The 22,999-nt window shown below is 70.0% G+C and carries 20 protein-coding genes; 13 read left to right on the top strand and 7 right to left on the bottom strand.

What is annotated here, in order from left to right:
- The first annotated feature begins 28 nt into the window (after nucleotides 1-28).
- The 4 genes from ACVTJA_RS40985 to ACVTJA_RS40970 all read left to right on the top strand — a co-directional run bounded on the left by ACVTJA_RS40985 (nucleotide 29) and on the right by ACVTJA_RS40970 (nucleotide 2,934).
- Nucleotides 29-832, top strand: a complete 804-nt coding sequence (locus tag ACVTJA_RS40985) for a hypothetical protein (protein WP_465828724.1) — start codon at nucleotides 29-31, stop codon at nucleotides 830-832.
- A gap of 86 nt (nucleotides 833-918) precedes the next feature.
- Nucleotides 919-1,782 carry a WGR domain-containing protein gene (locus ACVTJA_RS40980; protein ID WP_465828722.1) on the top strand — a complete coding sequence of 288 codons (864 nt, stop codon included), beginning with the start codon at nucleotides 919-921 and terminating at the stop codon, nucleotides 1,780-1,782.
- A gap of 28 nt (nucleotides 1,783-1,810) precedes the next feature.
- Complete coding sequence (locus tag ACVTJA_RS40975; protein ID WP_465828721.1) at nucleotides 1,811-2,221, top strand: hypothetical protein; 411 nt, start codon at nucleotides 1,811-1,813, stop codon at nucleotides 2,219-2,221.
- Nucleotides 2,218-2,934 carry a hypothetical protein gene (locus ACVTJA_RS40970; RefSeq protein ID WP_465828719.1) on the top strand — a complete coding sequence of 239 codons (717 nt, stop codon included), beginning with the start codon at nucleotides 2,218-2,220 and terminating at the stop codon, nucleotides 2,932-2,934. The genes ACVTJA_RS40975 and ACVTJA_RS40970 overlap by 4 nt, the downstream gene beginning before the upstream one ends.
- Before the next feature lie 3 nt (nucleotides 2,935-2,937).
- Here ACVTJA_RS40970 and ACVTJA_RS40965 read toward each other — a convergent pair whose 3' ends face one another.
- Entirely contained in the window at nucleotides 2,938-3,723 is a 786-nt protein-coding gene (locus ACVTJA_RS40965) for a hypothetical protein (RefSeq protein ID WP_465828718.1), read from the bottom strand.
- A 247-nt stretch (nucleotides 3,724-3,970) separates the two neighbouring features.
- Between ACVTJA_RS40965 and ACVTJA_RS40960 the strand changes: the two genes are divergently transcribed.
- From ACVTJA_RS40960 to ACVTJA_RS40950, 3 genes are read left to right on the top strand one after another with little or no spacing between them, the layout of a single operon-like run.
- Nucleotides 3,971-5,680, top strand: a complete 1,710-nt coding sequence (locus tag ACVTJA_RS40960; RefSeq protein ID WP_465828717.1) for a substrate-binding domain-containing protein — start codon at nucleotides 3,971-3,973, stop codon at nucleotides 5,678-5,680.
- A gap of 45 nt (nucleotides 5,681-5,725) precedes the next feature.
- Nucleotides 5,726-6,535 carry a hypothetical protein gene (locus tag ACVTJA_RS40955; protein ID WP_465828716.1) on the top strand — a complete coding sequence of 270 codons (810 nt, stop codon included), beginning with the start codon at nucleotides 5,726-5,728 and terminating at the stop codon, nucleotides 6,533-6,535.
- Nucleotides 6,532-7,728, top strand: a complete 1,197-nt coding sequence (locus ACVTJA_RS40950) for a substrate-binding domain-containing protein (RefSeq protein WP_465828714.1) — start codon at nucleotides 6,532-6,534, stop codon at nucleotides 7,726-7,728. Before ACVTJA_RS40955 ends, ACVTJA_RS40950 begins: the two co-directional genes overlap by 4 nt.
- Nucleotides 7,729-7,777: 49 nt before the next feature.
- Here ACVTJA_RS40950 and ACVTJA_RS40945 read toward each other — a convergent pair whose 3' ends face one another.
- Both ACVTJA_RS40945 and ACVTJA_RS40940 read right to left on the bottom strand, forming a co-directional pair.
- Entirely contained in the window at nucleotides 7,778-8,713 is a 936-nt protein-coding gene (locus ACVTJA_RS40945; RefSeq protein WP_465828712.1) for a hypothetical protein, read from the bottom strand.
- A gap of 120 nt (nucleotides 8,714-8,833) precedes the next feature.
- Nucleotides 8,834-9,409 carry an RNA polymerase sigma factor gene (locus ACVTJA_RS40940; protein WP_465828710.1) on the bottom strand — a complete coding sequence of 192 codons (576 nt, stop codon included), beginning with the start codon at nucleotides 9,407-9,409 and terminating at the stop codon, nucleotides 8,834-8,836.
- A 396-nt stretch (nucleotides 9,410-9,805) separates the two neighbouring features.
- Between ACVTJA_RS40940 and ACVTJA_RS40935 the strand changes: the two genes are divergently transcribed.
- On the top strand, nucleotides 9,806-11,791 hold the full coding sequence (locus tag ACVTJA_RS40935) for a glycoside hydrolase family 88 protein (protein ID WP_465828708.1): 1,986 nt from the start codon (nucleotides 9,806-9,808) through the stop codon (nucleotides 11,789-11,791).
- Nucleotides 11,792-11,909: 118 nt separating this feature from the next.
- Here ACVTJA_RS40935 and ACVTJA_RS40930 read toward each other — a convergent pair whose 3' ends face one another.
- Nucleotides 11,910-12,791, bottom strand: a complete 882-nt coding sequence (locus ACVTJA_RS40930) for an aldo/keto reductase (protein WP_465828707.1) — start codon at nucleotides 12,789-12,791, stop codon at nucleotides 11,910-11,912.
- Nucleotides 12,792-12,906: 115 nt separating this feature from the next.
- On the bottom strand, nucleotides 12,907-13,671 hold the full coding sequence (locus ACVTJA_RS40925) for a putative periplasmic lipoprotein (RefSeq protein ID WP_465828705.1): 765 nt from the start codon (nucleotides 13,669-13,671) through the stop codon (nucleotides 12,907-12,909).
- A 239-nt stretch (nucleotides 13,672-13,910) separates the two neighbouring features.
- On the opposite strand from ACVTJA_RS40925, the gene ACVTJA_RS40920 reads away from it, so the two are divergent.
- The 4 genes from ACVTJA_RS40920 to ACVTJA_RS40905 are packed head-to-tail and all read left to right on the top strand — an operon-like array spanning nucleotide 13,911 to nucleotide 17,675.
- Entirely contained in the window at nucleotides 13,911-14,552 is a 642-nt protein-coding gene (locus ACVTJA_RS40920) for an RNA polymerase sigma factor (protein ID WP_465828703.1), read from the top strand.
- A gap of 3 nt (nucleotides 14,553-14,555) precedes the next feature.
- Entirely contained in the window at nucleotides 14,556-15,347 is a 792-nt protein-coding gene (locus tag ACVTJA_RS40915) for a hypothetical protein (RefSeq protein ID WP_465828701.1), read from the top strand.
- The gene (locus tag ACVTJA_RS40910; protein WP_465828699.1) at nucleotides 15,334-17,016 is read left to right on the top strand and encodes a caspase family protein; all 1,683 of its coding nucleotides are present in this window, start codon (nucleotides 15,334-15,336) and stop codon (nucleotides 17,014-17,016) included. Before ACVTJA_RS40915 ends, ACVTJA_RS40910 begins: the two co-directional genes overlap by 14 nt.
- On the top strand, nucleotides 17,016-17,675 hold the full coding sequence (locus ACVTJA_RS40905) for a carboxypeptidase regulatory-like domain-containing protein (RefSeq protein ID WP_465828697.1): 660 nt from the start codon (nucleotides 17,016-17,018) through the stop codon (nucleotides 17,673-17,675). Before ACVTJA_RS40910 ends, ACVTJA_RS40905 begins: the two co-directional genes overlap by 1 nt.
- 3 nt (nucleotides 17,676-17,678) lie before the next feature.
- Here the strand turns inward: ACVTJA_RS40905 and ACVTJA_RS40900 are convergent, their stop codons facing one another.
- Both ACVTJA_RS40900 and ACVTJA_RS40895 read right to left on the bottom strand, forming a co-directional pair.
- Complete coding sequence (locus ACVTJA_RS40900) at nucleotides 17,679-18,479, bottom strand: M14 family metallopeptidase (RefSeq protein WP_465828694.1); 801 nt, start codon at nucleotides 18,477-18,479, stop codon at nucleotides 17,679-17,681.
- Between the two features lie 101 nt (nucleotides 18,480-18,580).
- Nucleotides 18,581-19,027: a Spy/CpxP family protein refolding chaperone gene (locus tag ACVTJA_RS40895; RefSeq protein WP_465828690.1), complete on the bottom strand. Its 447-nt coding sequence runs from the start codon at nucleotides 19,025-19,027 to the stop codon at nucleotides 18,581-18,583.
- A gap of 414 nt (nucleotides 19,028-19,441) precedes the next feature.
- Here ACVTJA_RS40895 and dnaE point away from each other — a divergent pair, with 414 nt between their 5' ends.
- Nucleotides 19,442-22,999: a DNA polymerase III subunit alpha gene (gene dnaE, locus ACVTJA_RS40890; RefSeq protein WP_465828687.1), complete on the top strand. Its 3,558-nt coding sequence runs from the start codon at nucleotides 19,442-19,444 to the stop codon at nucleotides 22,997-22,999.

Genomic DNA, 22,999 nt, shown 5'->3' with positions numbered 1-22,999 from the left:
TCAGACCTGAATACGACGTGGTGAGCTGATGGTCCGCGACTTCAGTGAGCGCGAGCGGCAGGAGCTGAGCGCCCTGCTCGGCGTGAGCGACTTGCGGGACACGGAGGCCCTGGTGAATCGGGAGCCTGTCCTCATCGAGGACGTGCGCCGCGTCCTCCAGCTCCCGCCGATGCCCCACCAGGGCCTGCTGGACGAGGAGACCTGGATGCTCGGGGGCCGCGTCGTGCGGTGGCTCGGCGGGGAGATGAAGGACGGGAAGGACGACGGGGACTACGACCTCTATCCCGGCTCGGTGGCCGCCTTCGAGCGGGCCTACGAGAAGATGCTCTCGGGCGGCTACACTGTCTGCCAGGTGGAGTACTCGCGGCCCTGGTTGAGGTTGCCCTCCGTGCTGCGTCGCCGGCCGCCTCGCCGTGAGGGCTCCGCGGCCGATGCTCCAAAGAGGGCGGCCGGGCCCCGGGTGCGCACGCTTCCGGATGGGCAGCAGACGCACTCCGTGCAGATGCGCTCGCCCGAGGGGCACTTCCTCCAACTGGTCTACATCCCCTCGCTCTATCCGGAGGGGCCGTCGGTGCAGGGCCTCATCGCGCAGACGGACCTCAGCATCTGCCAGTTCACCCTCGATGGCCGCTATCTGCATGCCGGGCCCTACACCTGGGCGGACTTCATCCAGCACCGCCAGCGCACCGTCTTCATCCGCAGCGCGCGCCGCACCGCCGGCCGCCTGGTGAAGTACTCCCTCCGGGGCTTCCGGCCCTATGCGCAGGCCGTGCAGGACGTGTCCGGCACCTGGCTGTCCGAGCGGATGGGGCGCAAGGCGCGTTCCGCCTGAGGCGCCTTCCCTCCACTTCGGGCCGGGCACGCGGCGTCGCGGTGCGCTAGCGTGCGCTGGACGCCGTCGCCCGAGGAGGGAGCGCCATGCGCAGGTTCGAGTTCGTCGAGGGCAGCAGCTCCAAGTTCTGGGAGCCGGAGCTGAAGGGCAACACCTTCATCGTCACGTTCGGCCGCATCGGCACCGCGGGCCAGCGCAAGGAGAAGGTGTTCCCCGACGAGGCCTCCGCCCGGAAGGAGTACGACAAGAAGGTCGCCGAGAAGCAGCGCGAGGGCTACGTCGAGGTGACGGCCGGCGCCCCCGAGGCCTCCGCCGCGCCTCCGCCGCCGTCCAAGCCCGAGAAGGCCCCGCTCCCCCGCCGCGTGCCGCGCGCGTCCCCCACGCCCGAGGCCGTGAAGGTCGCCGCCGATGCGCTCGCCGCGCTGCGCGCCCGGCTCGGGTGGAGGAGCTGGGAGGTGACGTCCCGTGCTCGCCGCGCCCGCCGCGCCCTGCGCGCGCTCGGCGGCGTGGACCCGGCCGCGCACCCGGAGCTGGCCGGCGTCTTCACCGCGCTGATGGAGCGCGTCGTGGCCACGCCGAAGGAGGGCCGCCTGCCGCTTCGCCATGCGCTGTCGCTGCTCGGCGCGGTGGACGTGGCGGCCTTCGTGCGCGCCACCGAGGTCTGGCGCCGCACGGTCCAGGCCGTCCCCGTCGCCTCCGTCCTCGCCCAGCAGGCAGCCAGCCTCGGCGAGCCGGAGCTGGCGCTGCGTCTCGGCATGCTGCTCGCCGAGCGTCCCGGTCTCGGCGGCGCCCTGTCCGAGGACGCCTGGGCGAAGCGCTGGGCGGAGCTGCGGCCCCACGTGGAGTCACACCTGACCTCCGCGGGCGGCTCGCTCGCCGCATGGGTGAAGGGCGTGGACGCCGGGAGCGACGCGCACCTCGCGAAGCGGCTGGCCCGCCTGGAGGCCTGAGCCGCACGCCAGTGCTAGCGTCGGCGCCATGACGAGCATCACCCCACGAGGGCTGCTGGCGGCGCTGTTGCTGCTGGCGGCGGGCTGTGCCTCCGAGAGCGGCGCCACGCGCGGAGGTTCTTCCTCCGACGCGCGCGTGCAGGAACTGGAGGCGCGCAACCAGGAGCTGCGCGAGGAGCTGCGCCGCAAGCAGGCTGAAATCGAGCAGTCCTTCAGCACCACCACTCAGGCCGAGGCCACAGCCGGCCTGCGCGGTCTGGACTGCGCGGGTGTCACCGCCGCCAGCGCGCCCGCGAAGGGCATGCCCCGCTCGGGCACCGTCCACTCGCAGGTGAAGCTGAGCCACCGCGCCTTCCAGATGACGCCCAGCTTCGCCGCCGCCCGCAGCAACGGCGGCTGGAGGGTGTCCCCGGGTAACTGCCAGGTGACTCCGCGATGAGCGCGCGCACGAGTCGTTACGTCACGTGGGCGCTGCTCTCCGCCGCCTCGCTGTTCGCGGGCTGCGCGACGGACCCGCGCGCGCGGATGAAGTCGCTGCAGGACGAGAACCGTCAGCTCACGCAGCAGGTGCAGGCCGCCGACCAGGCCGTGCAGGCCTCCGCCGCATACCTCGCGGAGTTGCAGTCCCCGGCGACGGCCAATGGCGCCTTCTCGCTCTACTTCTCCGCGGACTCGCTGGAGCGGATGGCGACGCAGATGGTGCCGTACCGGATGCCTGGCAGGGACTTCAACAGCAAGCTCCAGGGCGAAATCGTCGTGGAGCGCGTCACCGACTTCCAGTTCCTCTCCCGCAACCGGCTGCGCTGCCGGGCCCACATGCGCGGCGAGAAAATCAAGTACACCGGCAGCGTCCCGTCCTTCGCGAAGGGGCAGGTGAAGGAGTTCGAGCAGGCCGTCACCAAGGGCGCCATCGCCGACATGGAGGTGCAGCTCACGCTCGACGGCGCGCGCGTGCTGGCCCGCGCCGAGGCCACCGACATCCGCCTCAAGGCGAAGCGGGACTCCAGCGCGGAGAGCCGCCTCCAGGACGAGATGAACAAGAAGGCGCTGCGCCTGCCCCTGGTCTTCGACATGACCATCCAGGGCAGCGGCGCCGTCCCGCGCCGCCTCCTGGTGACGGGCAACCACGTGGTGGTCACCTACGCCCCGTGACGCTCAGCCCGGACCGCCGGACGCGGCGGCCGGGGTGGTGGCGTCCTTCGAGGGCGTGGCGCCCGGTGCCCGGTCCATCTCCTCGGCGGGGAAGTTGCCCGCCGCTTCCAGGTAGCGCTTGGGCTGCACGAGGCGCTTCTCGCGGGGCTTCAACCCCTCGGGCTCGATGAGCTGCGGCTCGCTTCCGGGCGCCTGCTCCACGCGGTGCCCGTCGCAGAAGAGCCACACGGTATGGCCGTCCCCCTCCTGGCGCGCGTAGTACACGTCCGGCCGCCCCACCTGGGGCTTCTCCGGACACCAGTTGGAGCGCCCGGTCGCCTCGCGCTGGGGCGCTCCTTCCCTCCACTTCTCCCGGGCCTCGCTCAGCGCCGTGATGGTGGACGTCGCCTTCAGCCGCGCGCTCGTCGCCTCCAGCAGCTCCGTGCCCCGCCGGGAGATTTCCGGGAAGGCGCCGGAGTTGCGGAAGGAGCACCGCCCCAGCGCCGTCAGCGTGCCGCGATGCGCCTCCATGACGGGCGGCAACGTCCGCGTGGCTTCCTGCGCCAGCGCCCGCGCATTCTCGTTCTCCGGCCCGTCCAGCTTCTCTGTCTCAGTCAGGTAACGCGCCAGCAACCCGTTGACCGCCGTCAGCTCGTCCGCAAGCCACCGCTGCTCCGCGTCACAGGGGCTGGCCTTCGCGGCCGCGTAGTCCCGGTACTCCACCCGCGACATGCCCAGCGCGTAGTGCTTCGCGGGCGGCACATGCTTCGCCGAACACGCGAGGAGCGTCGCACCCAGGCCCAGCCACATCCGACGTCGAAAAGTACCCACCATGCGCCGGAGTCTGGCACGCGATTTGACTGCAAACAAATGTCACGCCGAGTGCCAGCCGGTGGCGCGAGGGCCGGGGCGGACCGAGCGAAGGGCCTCGCGCGCGGTTGTTGTGTGACGGTGCTGTGACACGGATGCAAGAAGGAGGTGAGCTAGACGGGGGCTTCTTGTGGCCTGACGCCGCGGCGTTTCAATGTGGTGACGACGGCGCAGGGGAGAACCCACCATGTGGAAGCTTCAGCTTGGATGTCTCGCGCTGGCGTTGCTGGCGGCCTGCCGGTGCGGCGGGGATGGCGCCTCGGGTGAGGGGACGTCCGCCGGCAGTGCGAGCCGCGCGGCCTCGAGGCCCCGCAGCGCGCTGGTCCTCACCGTCGCCTATGGCAGCGAGAAGAAGACGTGGCTGGAGGAGCAGGCGCGCGCCTTCGAGGCCACGGGCGCCACCACGAAGTCCGGCCGCCCCATCCACGTCGAGGGCAGGGCCCTGGGCTCGGGCGAGGCGGTGCAGGAAATCGTCTCCGGCCGGCTGAAGGCCCACGTCTACAGCCCCGCCTCCAGCGCGTACCTGCCGCTGCTCAACAGCGCCTGGACGCAGGCCACCGGGCGCACGCAGCCCTTGGTGGGGCAGGGCGAGCCGGTGCTGCTGTCGCCCATCGTCATCGGCATGTGGAAGCCCATGGCGGAGGCGCTCGGCTGGCCGGGCAAGCCCATTGGCTGGGCGGACCTGATGAAGGTGGCCGCCAACCCGACGGGCTGGGCCGCGTACGGCCACCCCGAGTGGGGCCGCTTCAAGCTGGGTCACACCCACCCCGAGTTCTCCAACTCCGGCCTCTTGTCCGTGCTCGCCGAGGCCTACGCGGGCGCGGCCAAGACGCGCGCGCTGCACGCCGCCGACGTGGAGTCGCCGAAGACGCTGGAGTTCCTCCAGCAGGTCGAGGGCACGGTGGTGCACTACGGCAAGTCCACGGGCTTCTTCGCGGACAAGATGCTCCAGCGCGGGCCCGGCTACATCTCCGCCGCCGTCCTCTACGAGAACCTCGTCATCGAGTCCTACGGGAAGCAGACGGACGCGCCCTTCCCGCTGGTGTCCATCTACCCGGTGGAGGGCACCTTCTGGTCTGACCACCCGTACGCCACGCTGGACGCGGAGTGGGTGGGCGCCGAGGAGAAGGAGGCCGCGGACGCCTTCCTCGCCTTCCTCAAGGGACGTCCCGCGCAGGAGCGCGCGCTGGCCCTGGGCTTCCGTCCGGCGGACCCGGCCGTGCCCATTGGCGCGCCGGTGGACGCGGCGCACGGCGCGGACCCGAAGCAGCCGCAGACGCTGCTGGAGGTGCCGGACGCGCTCGTGCTGGAGAAGCTGCTTGCCGTATGGCGCCAGACGAAGAAGCCCACCGACGTCATCTTCGTCTTCGACAAGTCCGGCAGCATGCAGGGCCGCCCGCTCGCCGAGGCGAAGGTGGGGGCGAAGCGCTTCCTGGAGACGCTGTCGGACCGCGACGAGGTGACGCTGCTCTTCTTCGACAACAACGTGTACGCGCCGGTGGGCCCGCGCGCGCTGGACGCGCAGGGCCGCGCGGAGCTGGCCAGCCGCATCGACAACACCATCGCCGCCGGAGGCACCGCGCTCTACGGCGCCACCGAGGCCGCCTACAAGGTGGCCCGCGCGCGCGCCGCGCAGTCGCCGGGCCGCATCCACGCCGTCATGGTGATGACGGACGGGCGCGACGAGAGCAGCAGCATCTCCCTGGCCCAGCTCAAGCAGGGCCTCACCTCCAGCGACGAGCAGGACGCCGCGGTGCGCATCTTCACCATCGCCTATGGCGACAGCGCGGAGGGCGGTGTGCTGGACGGCATCGCCGAGGCGGGCAAGGGCTCCAGCGCGAAGGGCAGCGTCGACGACATCGTCCAGGTGTACCGGGACATGGCGTCGTTCTTCTGAGGCGGGGTGCGGACATGGCCGGCGGCGGACGACACAGGGGGGGACATGGCCGAGCGTGAGTCCACGCTGGTGCGGCACTTCCCCCGCGTGCTGGCGCGCTCGGCGGGCGGCACCGTCAACCTCGCGGTGGCGGGGGCCTCGGCGCTGGGCGCGGCGGCGTTCCACTCCTGGCCCGTGCTGGCGCTGGGCGGCGCGGCCTATGTGGCGCTGGTGGCGTGGGACCTGGCCACGCCCACCTTCTGGCGCGAGGCGCTCAACGGCAACTCCGAGATGGAGGCCTTCGCGCGCCTGCCGGACCCGGACTCGCTGAAGGACGCGCGCGTGCGCGACGCGGTGCGGGCCATCGCCGCCGCGCGTGCCCAGTTGGAGCGCACGCTGAAGGAGTCGCCGGAGTCGGTGCGCTCGCACATGGGGCTGGCGCTGTCGTCCCTGCACGAGCTGGAGGGACGCGCGGCGCGGCTGACGGTGCGGGGCGAGGAGCTGGCGCGCTTCCTCGGCTCGGTGGACGCGGGCACGGTGCGCGAGCAGATTCGCCTGGCCGCGGAGCAGGCGGCGGGCACGCGCGACGCGGAGGCGCGGGCCCAGTACGAGAGCGCCCGCGCGGCACGCGAGGAGCAGCTCGCGGCCCTGGTGGACATCGACGCGGCGCGCGAGCGGGTGCTGGCCAACCTGTCGCGCATCGCCGCGACGTACCAGGGGCTGCCCGCGAAGGTGATGCGCCTGCACGCGCTGGATGCGCAGGCAACGGAGAGCATGTACGGGGACCTCAACGAGGAGCTGGGCCGGATGAATGGCGAAATCGGCGCGTTCGAGGAGACCCTGAAGTCCTTCCATGAGGTGCGAGTCGGCACATGAAGCCCAAGGTCCTCATCATCATCGGCTTCCTCGCCGCGGTCGGCGGGGTCTTCTATCTGACGTCCCAGCGCAACGGCGGGGCGCAGGGCGGCGCCGCGACACCCTCGGGCTCCGTGCCATCCGCGCGCGGCGAGGTGACGGAAATCTCCTTCCTCTACAGCACGGAGAAGAAGGACTGGGTGGAGTCCGCGGCCGCGTCGTTCCAGCGCGAGCACCCGGACATCAAGGTCAACCTCATCGGCAAGGGCTCGCTGGACGCGGCGCAGGCCATCCTCGACGGACGCGAGAAGCCCACGGTGTGGAGCCCCGCGGACAGCGCGGTGCTGCGCATGCTGGCGTCGGACTGGGCCACCGAGCCCTCGCGCGGGCCGCTCTTCGCCACCGATGGTGAGGGCGCGCCGCAGCCGCTGGTGATTACGCCGCTCGTCTTCGTGGTGTGGGAGGACCGGGCGGAGGTGCTGCAGAAGGCCAACGAGGGCAAGGGCGTGTCGTGGAAGGCCATCCACAAGGCGGTGGCAAGCGACCAGGGCTGGCCCGCCATCGGCGGCAAGCCGGACTGGGGCTTCGTGAAGCTGGGCCACACGGACCCCACGCGCTCCAACTCCGGCCTCCAGACGCTGCTGCTCGCGACGATGGAGTACTACAACAAGCGCAGCGGCCTGACGGTGAGTGACTTGCTGGACCCGAAGTACCAGGAGTGGATGAAGCAATTGGAGAAGGGCGTCTCCCGCTTCGAGACATCCACGGGCACTTTCATGACGGACATGGTCCGCTTCGGCCCATCCAAGTACGACATCGCGGTGGTGTATGAGAACCTGGCCATCTCCCAGATTGCCAACGCGCAGGGCCGCTGGGGCAACCTGAAGGTCTACTACCCCGCGCTCACGCTCTGGAGCGACCACCCGGCCGCGGTGCTGCAGGGGGACTGGGTGACGCCGAAGCAGAAGGCGGCGGCGCTGGAGTGGCTGCGCTACCTGCGCAGCCGGTCCGTGCAGGAGCGCGCGCTGGCCTTCGGCTTCCGGCCCGCGGACCCGGCGGTGCCGCTGAAGACGCAGGACCCGAACAACCCCTTCACGCGGCTGGCGTCGCACGGCATCCAGGTGGACGTGCCGCCCGTGGCGGAGGTGCCCGAAGGGCCCGTGGTCCGCAACCTCCTCACCATGTGGTCCCGCGTGGTGGCCGCCTCGCGGTAGCGGAGGCGGCGCGACAGGGCTTGCCGCGCCGTTCCGCCCGGTGCGGGCGCTACTTCAGCGTGTAGCGGATGGTCCGGTCGGTGTTGTTGGTCAGCTTGCCCGACTGGTTGCCCACGGGGAGGTTTTCCTGGGGCACCTTGTAGCTCTTGGCCGCCTGGTCCCCGAGGCGGACGCTGCACGTGCCCATGCCCTCGGGCCCCTCCCACTTGAAGGACAGGCTCGTGAACCGGTCGCGCTCCCAGGGGTGGCCCGCGCCCGGCCTGAGGGTGCCCGTCTCCACCTTGCCGGTGCCGTACTCGTCCTGCGACGCCTCGAGCGGCGGGTAGCGCGCCTCGAACGCGGCGAGGTGCCGCTCCACGTCCGAGTACGCCACGGCGTCGCGCCGGCTGTACTTCGTGTCGAGGATGATGGTGCCCCCGCGCACGCTCGCGGTGACGGTCGCCACGTTCATGCCGCCCTCGAACACCAGCGTCTGCGGCCCGACGATGACGTTGCTGGAGATGACCTCGCCCAGGACGAGGTCCCGGAACAGGCCGAAGTGGTACGTCGGCTTGACGATGAACTGGGCCGCCGAGCCCGAGAACAGCTCGTGCTTGAACACCGCTCCCTGGCCCGACATGCCGATGCCCGGCGAGGCCAGCTCGCCCGAGTCGTTGTAGATGATGATCTGGTCGGGGCGGTCGGCGTTGCCATCCTCCACCAGTTGCTGGACGCCCTCGGTGTAGATGACCTTCCAGCGCTTGCCGAGCAGGCTGTTCTTCTTCTGGCTCGCCTTGTAGACGCCCCGGCCGTTCAGCTGCCGGTAGTTGGAGAGCATGGCCTGGTAGTCGACCTGCCACTCGACGCCCGTCTCCCCGCCGTCCGGCGCGGTCGACTGCAGCCACGACACGCTCTCCAGGCCGACGGAGTCGGGCAGCGTCTGGTACAGGCCCATGGTCCACGTGCGGCCGGTGTTGTTGATGAAGTCGACGTACATCTTGCTCATGACGTGCTCCTCGCCCCGCGCATGGCGCGGGTGTTGGGTGGGTTGTTGGGAACGAGCGCCGCGCATCCGCCGGTGGGCCGGGCGTTGCCCTCAGCGCTCATGGGGAAGACGGCCGAGGATTCACGCTGCTATTTCGCCCGGTATTTCCCGCTCGCGCGGCACGTCGGGGAGCGCATCCGTGCCGAGCGCCTCGCGCAGCTGTCGATACGCGAGGAACAGGCGGCGGCGCACGTTGACGGGTGTCAGGCCCAGCTCGCGGGCGATGTCCGCGCTGGCCAGTCCTCTCTCGAAGCGCAGGATGCACGGCCACCGCAGGTGCGGAGGCAGTGCGTCCAGGTGGTGGCGCAACAATGAAGACTGCTCGTGCTCGAGCAGCTCCTGCTCCGGAGAGGGTAACTGCGAAGCGAGCTCCAGGCCGGGGGTGTCCGCGTCCAGCGGGGACGCTTCCGCGTCGCGGCTCCACGCACGAAGCGTGTCCGTGCACGTGTTGAGGAGGATGCGCGCCAGCCAGGCCTCCACGTCCTTCAGATGATGTTGCTGCGCCTCGAAGGCCTGGAGCGCCCGGAGCATGGCGTTGCTCAGGGCGTCCTCCGCGTCGGCACGGTGTCCGCCCGTGCGTTGCAGGCTCAGCTTGAGGAGCTTGGGCCGGAGCTCGCGCCACACTGCCCAGAAGCGGCTCGTCGTCGTGTCGTCCATGGCTTCCCCGGAATTCGCCAGGAGCGCGACAGCAATGCGCGTGCCCTCGCGGGGAGGCCTCCGGGAGGTGGGGCTGTTCCTGCAACCCGGCTGCAATGTCAGCCTTGGGCCACCGGGGGTGGGCGTCCTCGTGGCAGTCCCTTACATGTGACAGGGACCTCACCCTTGGGGCTGGGACGAGGTCATGGGATGGCCCGCCGCGTCGGTTCGGGAGGGCGACACGTCGCTCCTGGCGGACCGTCACATCGGCCTGGAAGGCGCCCACTCCAGATGTCTGCTCATTCGTGGACCAGGCGGCCGGAGGGGCTTCCAGGGGAGGCCCTGGCCACACCGTGCGTACGCCGCCACCTTGCCGAGCGGAGGGGAGGGCTACTCATGACGAGTCCCAGTCAATGTATGAGAATCATTGCCATGGCGCTGTGCTTGTGCACGCTGGCAGGGGTGCCTCGGGCGGCGGCCTTCAGCGACACGGACGCGGTGAAAGTCATTGGGTTCGCACGCACGCAGCTCGCGGACACCACGCGAGAGATGCCGGACGCGACGTATTCCCCGAAGGCGGGGCGGTCGGACGGGACGTGGAGCCGCGTGCGCAACACGGACCTCATCGCGTGGACGCAGGGCTTCTTCCCCGGGAGCATGTGGTACCTGTTCCAGGTGGGCGGCGAGCCCCTATGGAGGGACCGCGCGGACCGCTGGACGCGGCCGCTGGAGCTGCAGAAGACCAACACGCAGACGCACGACCTGGGCTTCAAGCTCTTCTTGAGCTTCGGCAACGCCTACCGGCTTACCGGTGACACGTACTACCGCGACGTGCTGCTCAGGGCGGCCGAGTCGCTCGCCACGCGCTACAACTCGCAGGTGGGCATCATCAGTTGCTGCGACTGGAACTCCAACTGGCAGGTGCCGCTCGTCACCGACACGATGATGAACCTGGAGCTGCTCTTGTGGGCCTCGCAGAACGGCGGCCGGCCGGAGTGGCGGACGATGGCCGTCAACCACGCGCTCAAGACGCTCCAGGACGCGGTGCGGCCGGACGGCAGCTCCTTCCACTACGTGGACTACAGCCGCACCACGGGGGCCATCCGCTCGAAGGGGACGTTCCAGGGGTACTCGGCCAGCTCCACGTGGGCGCGCGGGCATGTGTGGCTCATCTATGGGTACACCATGGTGTACCGGTACACGGGTGACACGCGGATGCTGGACGCGGCGCGGAAGGTGACGGACTGGTACCTGGCCCACCTGCCCGCGGACATGGTGCCCAACTGGGACTTCAACGCGCCCAGCATGTCGAAGGACTCGTCCGCGGCGGCGGCCGCCGCGTCCGCGCTGCTGGAGCTGAGCACCCTGGACCCGGACGCCACGCGGAAGGCGCGCTACCGCGACGCGGCGCTGCGCACGCTCGACTCGCTGGTGTCCCCGGCGTACTTCGCGGAGGGCACGAGCAGCCCGGGCCTGCTGCTGCACGGCGTGGGGCACTTCCCGGCCGGGCAGGAAATCAACACCACGCTCATCTACGGCGACTACTACTTCCTGGAGGCGGTGCTGCGCTTCAACCCGAAGCCGCCGTACCCGTGGTACTCGAAGACGTCCTTCTACCAGAGCCAGCACCTCATCGGGACGAGCAACACCGGTGTGCGCACCATCCAGTTCGACATCAACCCGCGCGCCTCTTCGCAGGACGGCACGGTGGGCTACTCGGACAGCTCCACGAACATCGCCGGGTACGGGAGCCTGAACCTCACCGTGCGCATGAACACGGATGGCTACTTCGACGTGCGCAATGGCGGGGGATACGCGGCGCTCACCCGGGTGCCCTATTCGTCGGGGCAGACGTACCACGTGCGCATGCTCGTGGACCTGGGCGCGCAGCGCTACAGCGTCTGGGTGCGCCCGCCGGGAGGCACGGAGATTCAAATCGCTGACCGCTATGTGTTCCGCACCGGAGCGCCGGGCATCAATGACCTCGGCCGGGTGTCGGTGAGGACGGTGCTCGCGGACAGCGACTTCCGGGTGCTGCGGCACACCATCGTCGCGGGCGCGACGGCGGGGGCGGCGGCACCCGAGCCCGACACGGGCGCCGAGGTGCTTCCGGCCGCGCTGCTGGACGGCATGGGGGACGCCGAGCGGGATGATGCGGCCCGAGAGGACGGCGACAGCGGCGCCGTGCGCGAGGGTGACGGGCCTCCAGGCGTGGTGGAGGACGCCGACGCGCGGCCGGACCCGGCGCCGACTCCGCCGCCGGACCAGGGTGTGCCCGAGGTGGCGGACAATGTACCGGGCCCGGGTGGCTGCGGTGTCACGGGGACGGCAGTGCTTCCGCTGGGGTTGCTCGCGCTGGCGGGCCTGGCCCTGCGCGGCCGGCGCAAGCGCGCGTTGAGTTGAAGAGCTCGGAGCCGGAGGCCATCCCGCGCGTGAGGTGCAAGCGCGCGGGGCACTGAGCCTCGGTGGTGTAGACCCGCCTCCCTCCGTGCCATGCGCGCGGAGGGAGGCCGCGTCGCTTTCAGATCATCCCGTCCCAGCCGTGGTCATTCCGGCGGAAGGAATCGCGGAGGGTCTCCACGAAGTCCGCGGGCAGCGGGCCCTGCTCCAGCGTGCGCAGGTTGCGCCGCAGGTTGTCCAACCGCGCGGTGCCCACGATGCACGTGGACACGCCGGGGACATGGGCCGCGAAGCGCAGCGCCACTTCGCTCCAGTCCATCCCGCGCGCGTCGAGCGCCATGGTGCGCATGCGGTGCCAGTACTCGCCGAGGTCGTGCGCGCCGGGACGCTCCGCGAAGCGCCAGGGAGCGTTGCCCAGCGGCCGCTTGGCGATGACGCCCACGCCCTTCTCCCGGGCCCACGCGACGCCCCGGTCGATGGCGCGCTGGTCGAACAGGTTGACGGACGTCTGCACCACGGTGAAGGCACCGGTGCCCAGCGCATACTCCAGCGCGGCGTTGTCTCCGGAGTAGGCGGCGGCGCGCACCTTGCCGGCCTCCACCGCGCGCACCAGGGCGTCAATCAGCCCGGGCCGCTGAATCACCTCCACGGGGCACGAGTGGAAGTGCACCACATCGAGCACGTCGGTGCGCAGCCGCTGGAGCGCCTGGTCCACGCCACGGGAGATGCACTCGGGCGTCCAGTCCTCCACGCCGGGCACGCCGTAGCCGCACTTGGTGGAGAGGACGAGCTCGGAGCGGCGGCCGTGCAGGTGCCGGCCGATGCGCTCCTCCGACAGGCCATAGCCGGGCGCGGTGTCGATGAGGTTGATGCCCGAGTCCAGCACGCCGTGAAGCAGCGCGCCGGCCTCCGCCTCCGCGAGGTCCGGACTGCCCACGTGCCCGGCACCGAAGCCGAGCACGGACACGTGCAGTCCGGTCCTTCCCAGGGGGCGGCGCTCCATGGAACCTCCTCGCGTCGTGGCGGGTGAGGTCCACAGCATGGCACGCGAGCGGCGGTGTGGCCCAGGATGGCGCCACACCACCGCTCGCGGCTCACGTGGAGGGGAACCGCACTACTCAGTCCTCGTTGTCCTCGCCGCCGTCGTCGTCGTGGTCCTCGCCGCCATTGCGGTCATCGTCGTCGAAGGCGTCGATGGAGCGCTTGATGGCCTCTTCAATCTTGGAGCGCGCGTCGCTGGAGCGCGGGTCCAGGCGCTGGCCGCTCTCGCCGGTGAACCAGCCGCTCGGGTCGATGTTGATGGTGACGTTCTGCGTGGCGTCGGCCGTGATTTCGAAGCGGGCCTCGCGCTCCTGCTCCACCGTCAGGCTGGAGACGAAGCTGAAGGGCTGCCCGTCGATGGTGCCGTCGATGATGACGGACGCGCCCTTCTCGGCCAGCTCCTTCAGGCCCGCGTTGTCGCCCGCGTCGTCCACGGACACCTTGCTGATGCCGAACTCGATTTCGTCGTAGGTGCCCGTCTCCACCTCCACGTCGCGAAGCTGCACCACCGTGCCCTCGAGCGCGCTGCCGGACAGGTCGATGAGGAAGGGCCCCGTCTCGTGCTTGCTGTCGCCGCCGTGGTCGTCCGTGGTGCCCGCGTCGCTGGAGTTGTCGTCGGCGTCATCGCCCTCCAGCTCGAGCTCCAGTTCCTTCACGGAGAGCCGGACGCGCTCGACGATGATGCCGTTGGACAGCGTGAGCCGCTGAGCGGACTGGCCGGGGACGGCAGCGGCGCCCTTCGCGGCACCCACGCGCGTGCTCAGGCCCACCGCGGCGGGCTCACTGCCACTGCATGCGGACAGCAACATGATGGACGCGCACATTCCCAGGTAACGACGCATGGCTTTCTCCTGATGTAGGGGCCCGGTCCGCGGCACCTTCCGGCCGCCGCCGCGGTGATGTCCCCTCGTGAAAAGAAGGAGTCGCGGTCCGAAAATCGGCCACGGGCGGGGATTTCCTTCGCCATTTCCACCTCGGGTGCCGCACCGGGACGGAAAGCCGCACGTCGGGTATGTGTGTGGCCGAAATGGGGCCTCGTGACTCCTTCCCTTTAGACGGGGTACTCAACGGGAGTCATGGCGTGTTTCCGCAGACCCAGCTCGCTGTCGTTGGCGTGGGCCTCGCGTGGCGAGGGCGCGGAGGCCATTCCGTGACGGAGGAGCAGCTCGCCACCAGCATCCAGCGCGCCGCGCGCGGTGACCAGTCCGCGTGCCGCGAGCTGTACCAACGCTTCCACGCCTCGGTGCGTCGCGTGGCGCTCGGCTTCTCCGCGCTGGGACCCGCGGAAGTGGAGGACGTCGTCCAGGAGACCTTCGCCCGCGCCTTCCGCGAGCTGCCGCGCCTCCAACATCCACGCGCCTTCGGAAGCTGGCTCGTCACGATTGCTCGCCACCACGCGCAGGCGCTCAGCCGGGGCGCGCAATTCCGCGCCCGAGCAACAGAAGACCTGACCCACCAGGTGGACGTGGCCGCGCCTCCGCTGCCGCCCTCGCTCGAATTGGAGCGGCGCGTGGCGGTGGTGCGCGCGCTCATCGAAGGGCTGCCCGACGGCCCGGAGAAGGAGACGGCCCGCCTCTTCTATCTGGAGGGTGAGCTGAGCGCGCGGGAGATTGCCGAACGCCTGGGGCTCGGCAAGAGCGCGGTGACGATGCGCCTGGAGCGCTTCCGCGCGCGGGTGAAGCGAGAGCTGCTGGCGCGGCTGTTGGCCGCGGAAGTGGAGTGAGCCATGGGCGACACCGTCAGGCACCTGGACACGGAGGGCTGGCGCGAGCTGCAGCAGCGGGAGCCGCAAGCGGTGCGGTACTTCGCCGCGCACCTCGCGACGCCCTGCGACGTCTGCGAGGACTTCCTCGCGTCGGAGTCGGAGTCGGAGCAGGAGGACACCCTCAACCTCGACGCCATGGCGGACGAGGCACTCGGTGAGCTGTCCGGGCCTCCGAAGGAGGACGCGGTGGGCTGGGCCCGGCTGCGCCGCCGGTTGAACGCGCCGAAGCGCGCGTGGCTGGCCGGAGCCGCGGCGGTGGCGGCGATGGCGGCCGTCCTCGTCATCTCCCTGCGGCCCGAGGCGGTGACGGTTCCACCCGAGCCATCGCGTGGCATCAAGGGCGGCGTGCCGCTGGTGCTGGAGCTCGCGGCCATGGCGCGGTTCTCCAATGGCCAGACGCCTCCGGTGGCCGACGGCGCGGTGCTGCCGCCCGAGGCGGTGGTGCTGCTGCACTACCACGCCACCGAAGCCTCCGACGCGCTGCTGGTGCGCGAGGCCCCGGGGCTGCCCACGCAGGTGCTCGGGCGCTATGAGCTGGAGCCGGGCACCCACCCGCTGCGCGAGGGCACGGACCTGGCCGGCGTCTCGCTCGAAGGGGAGCAGGGGCCGGTGACGCTCGTGCTGGTGGCCTGGCCGAAGGGGCCCGGTTCGCGTGAAGCCATGGAGCAGGCCGCCGAGCAGGCGATGGCTCCCCCGGACGCGGTGCAGGCCCGACTACGCCTGCGTGTCGAGCCGGGGCATGCTGCGCCCTGAGGAGCCTCGTCTGTCTCGCCCTCTGTCCATCCTCGCGCTGCTTCTGGCCCTCGCGCTCTCCGCCTGCCGCACGGTGGAAGCAGGCGAGAAGGGCCGTGTCGTGCGCGTGCGGCCGGAGGACGTACCGGCCTCGGCCCAGGCAGGCGAGCGGCACGCGCTGCTCATCGGCATCTCCGACTACGCGGACCCGTCGTGGCACCACCTGCTCTACGCGGGCAAGGACGCGGAGGACCTCGGGCGCGTGCTGGCGGACCCGGCGCGTGGCGGCTTCCGCTCGGTGACGGTGCTGAACCGGCCGGAGCAGACGACACGGCAGGCGATTCTCGGAGCTCTGCGCGCCCTGGAGTCCCGCACCTGGCGTCCGCAGGACGTGGTGGTCGTCTACGTCTCCGCGCACGGCACGCTGGCACGTGACTGGTCCGGTGAGCTGCAGCGCTATCTGGTGACGCAGGACACCTCCTTCCGCGACGTGCCCGGCACGGGGCTGGAGATGGTGGAGCTGGAGCGAGCGCTGGAGCGGCTGGGCTCGCGCCGCCGGGTGCTGGTGCTGGCCACGTGCCACAGCGGCACGGGCAAGTCGTTGCTGCCCCCGTCCGTGCGCGAAGAGCTGGCGCGCACCAAGGCCGCCTTCCTACCGAGGCCGCTGGAGGAGGCGAGCCGCGCCTCCATCATCCTCTCCGCCAGCGACTGGGGCGAGGCCGCGCGCGAGGACGACGCGCTGGCCAATGACATCTACACGCACTTCCTCATCGAGGCGCTCGACGGGCGCGGAGACCGCAACCGCGACGGCGCGGTGAGCGCCACCGAGGCGCACGACTGGGCCCGCCGCAACACGTGGGCCTATACCCAGGGGCGTCAGCGCCCGAGCGCGCAGATTCTGGAAGTGGGCGCGGACCCGGTGCTGCTCGCGGGCGCGCTGGAGCGCCCCGGCCAGCCCGAGGTCTTCTCCTACAGCGCGCGCCTGGAGGGCTTCACGCTCAAGGTGGACGGCGAAGTCGCGGGCGAGCTGCCCGGCGGAGTGGTGGTGCCCGAGGGCAAGCGCCGGCTGGAGCTGCGCAAGGGCGGGCGCGTGTTGTGGGAGGACACCGTGGCGCTGGAGGCTGGCGAGCGGCGCGAGCTCGAAGCGCTCCTGTCCCGCGCCACCTCGGGCCCGCGCCGCACCGTGGCGTTGGAGGCGGGCGCGCTGGGGTTTCTCGACGCGCGCAGCCGGGAGCAGGTGCTGCCGGCCTCGGTGCTCGCGGGTGTGGGTTTGCGGCTGGACGGCGTGTTGCTGGACCGGCGCCTGGACGTCTGGGTGGACGTGGCGGCGGGGCAGGGGCGGCGGACGCTGCTGTTGGACCCGGGAGGCTCGGTGCCGGTGCGCCACCGCACGCTGCTCGTGGGCGTGGCCGTGGGGCCGTCGTGGTGGTGGGGGCCCGTGGGCTTCTCCACCGGACCGCGTGTGGCCGGTCTATGGCTCCAGCGCTCCTTCCAGTTGGACCTGTTGAATCGGAACGAGCGCTACCTCACCGTCTGGCCCGGCTGGATGGCGGGTGTGTCCTGGCGCTTCAGTCCGTCGTTCGTGGTGGATGCGAAGGCGCAGTTGCTGTGGGCGTATGTCCCGGTGGACGGGCAGACGCGCATGGTGGGCTTCGGAGGCCTGATGCTGGGCGGAGGGTATCGGTTCTGATGCGCACGCCAGGATGGAAGACGGCCCTCGGACTGCTGGGCGCCCTCGCGGCCTGCGGCGGCTTCAACAACGGCCCGCTGGAGTCCGGCACGGTGCGAGGGCGAATCGTCGGCGCCGAGGCCGACGTGGCGCTGGTGAGCGTGCTCGGCCAGCCCGAGCTGCGCGCCGGGGTGGACGCGGAAGGCCGCTTTGAATTGGCCAACGTGCCCGCCACCACCGTGGAGCTCTTCGTCGTCGCCTCTCGCACGCGCGCCGCCCGCTCGAAGGTGGTGGCGCAGGGCGCGCGAATCACCGATGTGGGCGATATCCAGCCCGCGCCCGGCGCCTTCATCACCGTGCGCGTGTCGGACGGGAATGGCGGCGTGCCCTCCCGCGCCGAGGTGGAGGTGGACGGCACGGTGCTGGACGACATCAAGGTGGATGTCACCACCGGCGCGGTGCGCGTGGGCCCGCTGCCCGCCGGCTGCTACGAGCTGGAGGTGAAGGCCGACGACGTGGACGACTTCGAGGAGGACGTCTGCGTGAGCGAGGGCGAGGAGTTGGTGCGCGACATCACCCTGCGCTCGGACGACGACGGTGGTGACGACGACCACGACGGCGGGAGCGATGACCGTGACGGCGGCAGTGACGACCGCGACGGCGGTGACGACCCCCCGTGAGCGTCAACGGCCGCCGCGAGCGGCCAGGTCGATGAAGCCCCGAATCCAGATGAGGTTCACCGCGTGGCACTTCGCCAGCGGCGTGGGCGTCGTCGTTTCGAGCGCACAGGCGTAGGGCACGCCCTGGCGCATGTACCAGTCGGTGACGCTGCCGTCGTGGTACTCGATGAGACCGTCCGCGTCGGTGACGTTGTTCTCGTCCACCTTCTGGTTGCGCACCACGTGGACGTGCTGGGCCGCCGCGTCCACCATCGGGCGGTACGCATTCTTGTCCCCGAAGGTGTACGCGTACGTCGCCTCGCCTCCCAGGTAGTTGTCCTGGTGGATGTCGAGCGCGGCACCGGGCGGAGGGAAGCGCGCCAGGTCCGAGCGCACGGCCCGCGTCTCCTTCGGGCCGCCGTCGAACATCACCCAGCGGAGGATGGGCTGCGGGCGGTTCAGCTCGCCCTTCCACTCGCCGGGGGCGACTTCGTAGCGCATGAAGTCGTTGTTGGGTTTCTCACCGCTGCGGTTGTAGCGGGTGCCGTCCTCGAAGCCGGAGGGGTTGATGCACGGGTAGACGCGCAGCCCCACGCCGCGCTCGCGCGCGTAGGCCGCCACCTCGGGGAAGTGCTCGGCCAGCGTCAGCGGGCCGGCGGGCTCCTCGCCATGGAAGCCGGAGGTGATGACCAGCCAACGTTCGCCCGGGACGATGAGCCGGAAGAGCGGGTAGTCCTGGCCACCCTCCGTGACGCGGCCGTACTCGGCCACTTCCGCGAGCGTCACGAAGGAGCGGATGCGCTGGGCGTAGTCGGTGTAATTCACGTACCAATGCTAGCCGTGGCGCGCTCCGCCGCCCACCCGTTCCCACCTTCGTACAGGGCCGTGGCGTTCAGTGCCCCACGGCCCCGGACCTGCCGCGACCGTCACTGGATACCAGCGCGCTCGCGGAACTCGTTGGCCAGCTCCTTGCGCTGCTCCGGCGTCAGCGTGCCGTGCACCTCCAGCGCCGCATCCGTCATCTTGTGGGCGAAGGCACGCATGGCGTCGATGCGGGCGTCCACCAGCGCGTGCAGCTGCTGCGCGTCGGGGTTGTCGGACGCGAGCTGCGCGAAGGCCTCGGCGCGGGCGCCGTGCTGCTCCTCCATGAGCTTCGCGCCCTCGTCGAAGAGGCGGTCCTTCACGGCGTTGATGGACTGGCGCTGGGCGTCGGTGGCGTCCAGGTCCTCCAGCTTGTCGTTCAGCCGCCAGGTAATCATCTGCTTGATGCGCTCGGGGTTGTGGCCCCAGCCATGGCCGCCGCGGAAGGCGAAGCCACTGAGCAGGACGACGGCGAGGACGGCGGAACCGGCGATGGCGAGCTTCTTCATCATGACACTGTCTCCAGGGGCCTTCGGCCCCGTCAGGGGTTGTCGACAGTGCCCAATGTGCCGGCCGCCCGTTTCGTGGGCTTGTACCGGCGGTGAAGAAGTGTGAAGGGCGCGCCCGGCTCTGGATGCCTCGCCGCGCCCGGAAGCCGCGCCGGCCCGCCCGGCCGCCGGGCAGGAGGCCGCGCAACACCCCGAAATCGCATCGGAGTCCAGCGCCGCGGACGCCCGGAAGCGGGCGCCGGAAGGGCCGCGTCGTTACTTTCTTCGCCCCCGCTTCCGCCCGTGGCAGAAGAGGCTCCAGGGCCGATTTGTCGGCTCCGCCGTCGCCTACCCATGAAGTCCGGAACACTGGACTGGCGAGCAGGGGAGCGCAGCCCTACTGTTCAGCATCTCCTCGTTCTGGAGTGGTTCGAGCCCATGTCCTTTACCCACCTCCACCTGCACACCCTCTACTCGCTCCTCGATGGGGCGATTCGGATGAAGGACCTCATCAAGACGGTGAAGGAGAAGGGGATGACCAGCGTTGCCGTGACGGACCACGGCAACATGTTCGGCGCCATCGACTTCTACAAGAAGGCCAAGGACGCCGGCATCAAGCCCATCCTCGGCATGGAGGCCTACGTCGCGGGCCCCAAGGGGCGCGAGGACCGCTCGGAGAAGGTGTCCCACCACCTCATCCTCGTGGCCAAGAACGCGGAGGGCTACGCCAACCTCCGCTACCTCTCCTCCACCGCGTACATGCAGGGGTTCTACTACCACCCCCGCATCGACAAGAAGGTGCTCGCCGAGCACAGCAAGGGCCTCTTCGCCCTCACCGCGTGCCTCGGTGGTGAAGTGACGAGCGCGTGCTTCCGCGGCGACATGGACCACGCCCGCAAGGCCGCGCAGGAGTACAAGGACATCTTCGAGCCCGGGCACTTCTTCCTCGAGGTGCAGTCCAACGGGATGCCCGAGCAGGACAAGGCCAACGAGAACCTCAAGCAGCTCTCGCGGGACATGGACATCCCGCTGTGCGCCACCGCGGACGCGCACTACATCAAGCGCGAGGACGCGCGCGCGCACGAGTTGCTCATGTGCATCGCCAGCGGCAAGACGCTGGCGGACGGCAAGCGCATGAAGCACTCCACGGACAAGCTCTACGTCACGAGCCCCACGGAGATGCTCGAGGCCTTCAAGGACATCCCCGAGGCCGTCCACAACACCCAGCGCATCGCCGAGCAGTGCAACCTGGAATTGAAGCTGGGCAAGCCCATGCTGCCCACCTTCAAGGTGCCGGACAGCCACACCCCGGACAGCTACATGGCGGAGCTGGCCTACGAGGGCCTCCGCGCGCGCTTCAACGAGCTGGCCGCCACCGTCACGTACCCCATCGACCGCGAGGTGTACCTGGACCGCCTGAAGCTGGAGATTGGCGTCATCCAGAAGATGGGGTTCAGCGGCTACTTCCTCATCGTCCAGGACTTCATCAACTGGGCGAAGAAGCAGGGCATCCCCGTGGGCCCGGGCCGTGGCTCCGGCGCCGGCAGCCTCGTGGCCTACGCGCTGGGCATCACCGACCTGGACCCCATCCCGTACAACCTCCTGTTCGAGCGCTTCCTCAACCCGGAGCGCGTGTCGATGCCGGACTTCGATATCGACTTCTGCCAGGACCGCCGCGACGAGGTCATCCAGTACGTCGGCCGCAAGTACGGCGAGATGAACGTGGGGCAGATCATCACCTTCGGCTCGCTCAAGGCGAAGAGCGTGCTGCGCGACGTGTGCCGCGTCTTCGCGCTCCCGTTCAGCGAGGGTGACCGCATCGCCAAGCTGGTGCCGGAAGTCCTCAACATCACCTTGAAGGAGGCCATCGAGATGGAGCCTCGCCTCAAGGAGATGATGGAGACGCCCTCCAACATCGGCGAAGTCGAAGGCCGCCCCGTCACCACCAAGGACGTGCTCGAAATCGCGCTCGCGCTGGAGGGCCTGCACCGCCAGCCCGGCATGCACGCGGCCGGCGTGGTGATTGCCGACAAGCCGCTCTGGGAGTTCGTGCCCGTCTATCAGCCGCCGGGTGAGAAGACGCTCATCACCCAGTTCGCCAAGGACGAGGTGGAGGCCGCGGGCCTGGTGAAGTTCGACTTCCTCGGCCTGAAGACGCTCACCGTCATCCAGCACGCGCTGGACCTCGTGAAGCGCAACCACGGGAAGGACATCCCTCGCCACGAGATTCCGCTGAACGACGACAAGGTCTGGGAGCTGATGGCCAAGGGCGACACGGCCGGCGTCTTCCAGATGGAGTCCAGCGGCTTCACGGAAATGGTGGTGAAGCTGCGGCCGTCCTGCTTCGAAGACGTCATCGCCGCCGGCGCCCTCTACCGCCCGGGTCCGCTGGACTCCGGCATGGTGGACGTCTTCATCAACCGCAAGCACGGCCGCGAGAAGGTGTCGTTCCCGCACCCCGCGCTGGAGCCGGTGCTCAAGGACACGTACGGCGTCATCGTGTACCAGGAGCAGGTGATGCAGATTTCGCAGGTCCTGGGTGGCTACACCCTGGGCCGCGCGGACCTGCTCCGCCGCGCCATGGGCAAGAAGAAGGCCGAGGTCATGCAGGCCGAGCGCGCCGGCTTCCTCGAGGGGTGCGCGAAGAACAACGTCGACCTGAAGGTGGCCGGCGAAATCTTCGACCTCATGGAGAAGTTCGCCGAGTACGGCTTCAACAAGAGCCACTCGGCGGCGTACGGCCTCGTCACCATCCACACCGCGTGGCTGAAGGCGCACTACCCCTGCGAGTTCATGGCGGCCCTTCTCTCCTCGGAGAAGGACAACACCGACAAGGTGGTGAAGCACATCGGTGAGGCGCGCGAGTCGGGCCTCGAGGTGCTGCCGCCGGACGTGAATCAGTCGGACCTGCACTTCGGCGCGGTGAGCGGGAAGATTCGCTTCGGCCTCGGCGCCATCAAGGGCGTGGGCGAGGGCGCGATTGAATCGATTCTGGATGCGCGCAAGGACGGCCCCTTCAAGAGCCTCTTCGACTTCTGCGAGCGCGTGGACAGCCGCAAGGTCAACCGCAAGGTGCTCGAAGCGCTGGTGAAGGCCGGCTCCTTCGACTTCGAGAAGCGCCCGCGCCGGCAGCTCTTCGAGACGATTGAGAAGGCGATGAACCGCGGCTCGTCCAGCCAGAAGGACAAGGCCGCGGGGCAGAGCTCGCTGTTCGGCATGCTGGCCGGTCCGTCTTCCGGCGGCGGCGGCGGTGGGCTGAAGGACGACTACGTCGCGGTGGAGGAGTGGACGGAGAAGGAGCGGCTGGCGCTGGAGAAGGAGGCCATCGGCTTCTACGTGTCCGGCCACCCGCTGCACCAGTACGACAAGGAGCTCAAGCGCTACGCCAAGCCGATTACGGCCGTGCAGCGCGCGCGCAAGGACGACAAGCTCACCGTGGCGGGCATCGTCACAATCTTGCGCGAGCGACCCACCAAGACGGGCAAGCGCATGGCGTGGGTGACGATTGAAGACCTGTCCGGCTCGATTGAACTGGTGTGCTTCCCGGGCAAGGAGGGCACGCGCAACGTCATGGGCAGGGACGGCAAGTGGGCCAAGCAGGGCCCCAAGCCGGGCTTCGAGCACTGGGAGCACCTGCTCAAGTCGGACGACCCCATCCTGGTGACGGGCACGGTTCAAATCAGCCAGCGCGACGAGGAGTCGCCCACGCCGGAGCTCATCGTCGACGACATCCAGAGCCTCAAGGCGGTGCGCGAGAAGCGCACGAAGCGGCTGGAATTGCGCGTGCCGGCGGACCTGCTCACCGAGGAGCGCGTGGCCAAGCTGCAGGAGCTGGCGAAGAAGTACGCGGGCGCCACGCCGGTGGCCGTCAGCGTGCTCTTCCAGGGCGAGGCCGAGGCGCTCATCGGAAATACGTCCATCAAGGTGCAGGTGAATGACGACCTGCTGACAGCGGTGGACCGGCTGTTCGGCATGCGCGTGGTGGAGTTCGGCTGA

The organism is Pyxidicoccus sp. M6, from assembly GCF_055568925.1.
Note: the sequence above shows the minus strand (reverse complement) of the source record. Positions and strands in the feature narration are given on the sequence as shown.

Excerpts from the sequence above, each read along its gene's own strand:
- ACVTJA_RS40905 (WP_465828697.1), top strand. The coding sequence starts at position 17,016 with ATGCGCACGCCAGGATGGAAGACGGCCCTCGGACTGCTGGGCGCCCTC.
- ACVTJA_RS40895 (WP_465828690.1), bottom strand. The coding sequence starts at position 19,027 with ATGATGAAGAAGCTCGCCATCGCCGGTTCCGCCGTCCTCGCCGTCGTC.
- ACVTJA_RS40910 (WP_465828699.1), top strand. The coding sequence starts at position 15,334 with ATGCTGCGCCCTGAGGAGCCTCGTCTGTCTCGCCCTCTGTCCATCCTC.
- ACVTJA_RS40935 (WP_465828708.1), top strand. The coding sequence starts at position 9,806 with ATGAGAATCATTGCCATGGCGCTGTGCTTGTGCACGCTGGCAGGGGTG.
- ACVTJA_RS40955 (WP_465828716.1), top strand. The coding sequence starts at position 5,726 with ATGGCCGAGCGTGAGTCCACGCTGGTGCGGCACTTCCCCCGCGTGCTG.
- ACVTJA_RS40970 (WP_465828719.1), top strand. The coding sequence starts at position 2,218 with ATGAGCGCGCGCACGAGTCGTTACGTCACGTGGGCGCTGCTCTCCGCC.
- ACVTJA_RS40940 (WP_465828710.1), bottom strand. The coding sequence starts at position 9,409 with ATGGACGACACGACGACGAGCCGCTTCTGGGCAGTGTGGCGCGAGCTC.
- ACVTJA_RS40980 (WP_465828722.1), top strand. The coding sequence starts at position 919 with ATGCGCAGGTTCGAGTTCGTCGAGGGCAGCAGCTCCAAGTTCTGGGAG.
- ACVTJA_RS40930 (WP_465828707.1), bottom strand. The coding sequence starts at position 12,791 with ATGGAGCGCCGCCCCCTGGGAAGGACCGGACTGCACGTGTCCGTGCTC.
- ACVTJA_RS40985 (WP_465828724.1), top strand. The coding sequence starts at position 29 with ATGGTCCGCGACTTCAGTGAGCGCGAGCGGCAGGAGCTGAGCGCCCTG.
- ACVTJA_RS40975 (WP_465828721.1), top strand. The coding sequence starts at position 1,811 with ATGACGAGCATCACCCCACGAGGGCTGCTGGCGGCGCTGTTGCTGCTG.
- ACVTJA_RS40945 (WP_465828712.1), bottom strand. The coding sequence starts at position 8,713 with ATGAGCAAGATGTACGTCGACTTCATCAACAACACCGGCCGCACGTGG.
- ACVTJA_RS40960 (WP_465828717.1), top strand. The coding sequence starts at position 3,971 with ATGTGGAAGCTTCAGCTTGGATGTCTCGCGCTGGCGTTGCTGGCGGCC.
- dnaE (WP_465828687.1), top strand. The coding sequence starts at position 19,442 with ATGTCCTTTACCCACCTCCACCTGCACACCCTCTACTCGCTCCTCGAT.
- ACVTJA_RS40915 (WP_465828701.1), top strand. The coding sequence starts at position 14,556 with ATGGGCGACACCGTCAGGCACCTGGACACGGAGGGCTGGCGCGAGCTG.
- ACVTJA_RS40925 (WP_465828705.1), bottom strand. The coding sequence starts at position 13,671 with ATGCGTCGTTACCTGGGAATGTGCGCGTCCATCATGTTGCTGTCCGCA.
- ACVTJA_RS40950 (WP_465828714.1), top strand. The coding sequence starts at position 6,532 with ATGAAGCCCAAGGTCCTCATCATCATCGGCTTCCTCGCCGCGGTCGGC.
- ACVTJA_RS40965 (WP_465828718.1), bottom strand. The coding sequence starts at position 3,723 with ATGTGGCTGGGCCTGGGTGCGACGCTCCTCGCGTGTTCGGCGAAGCAT.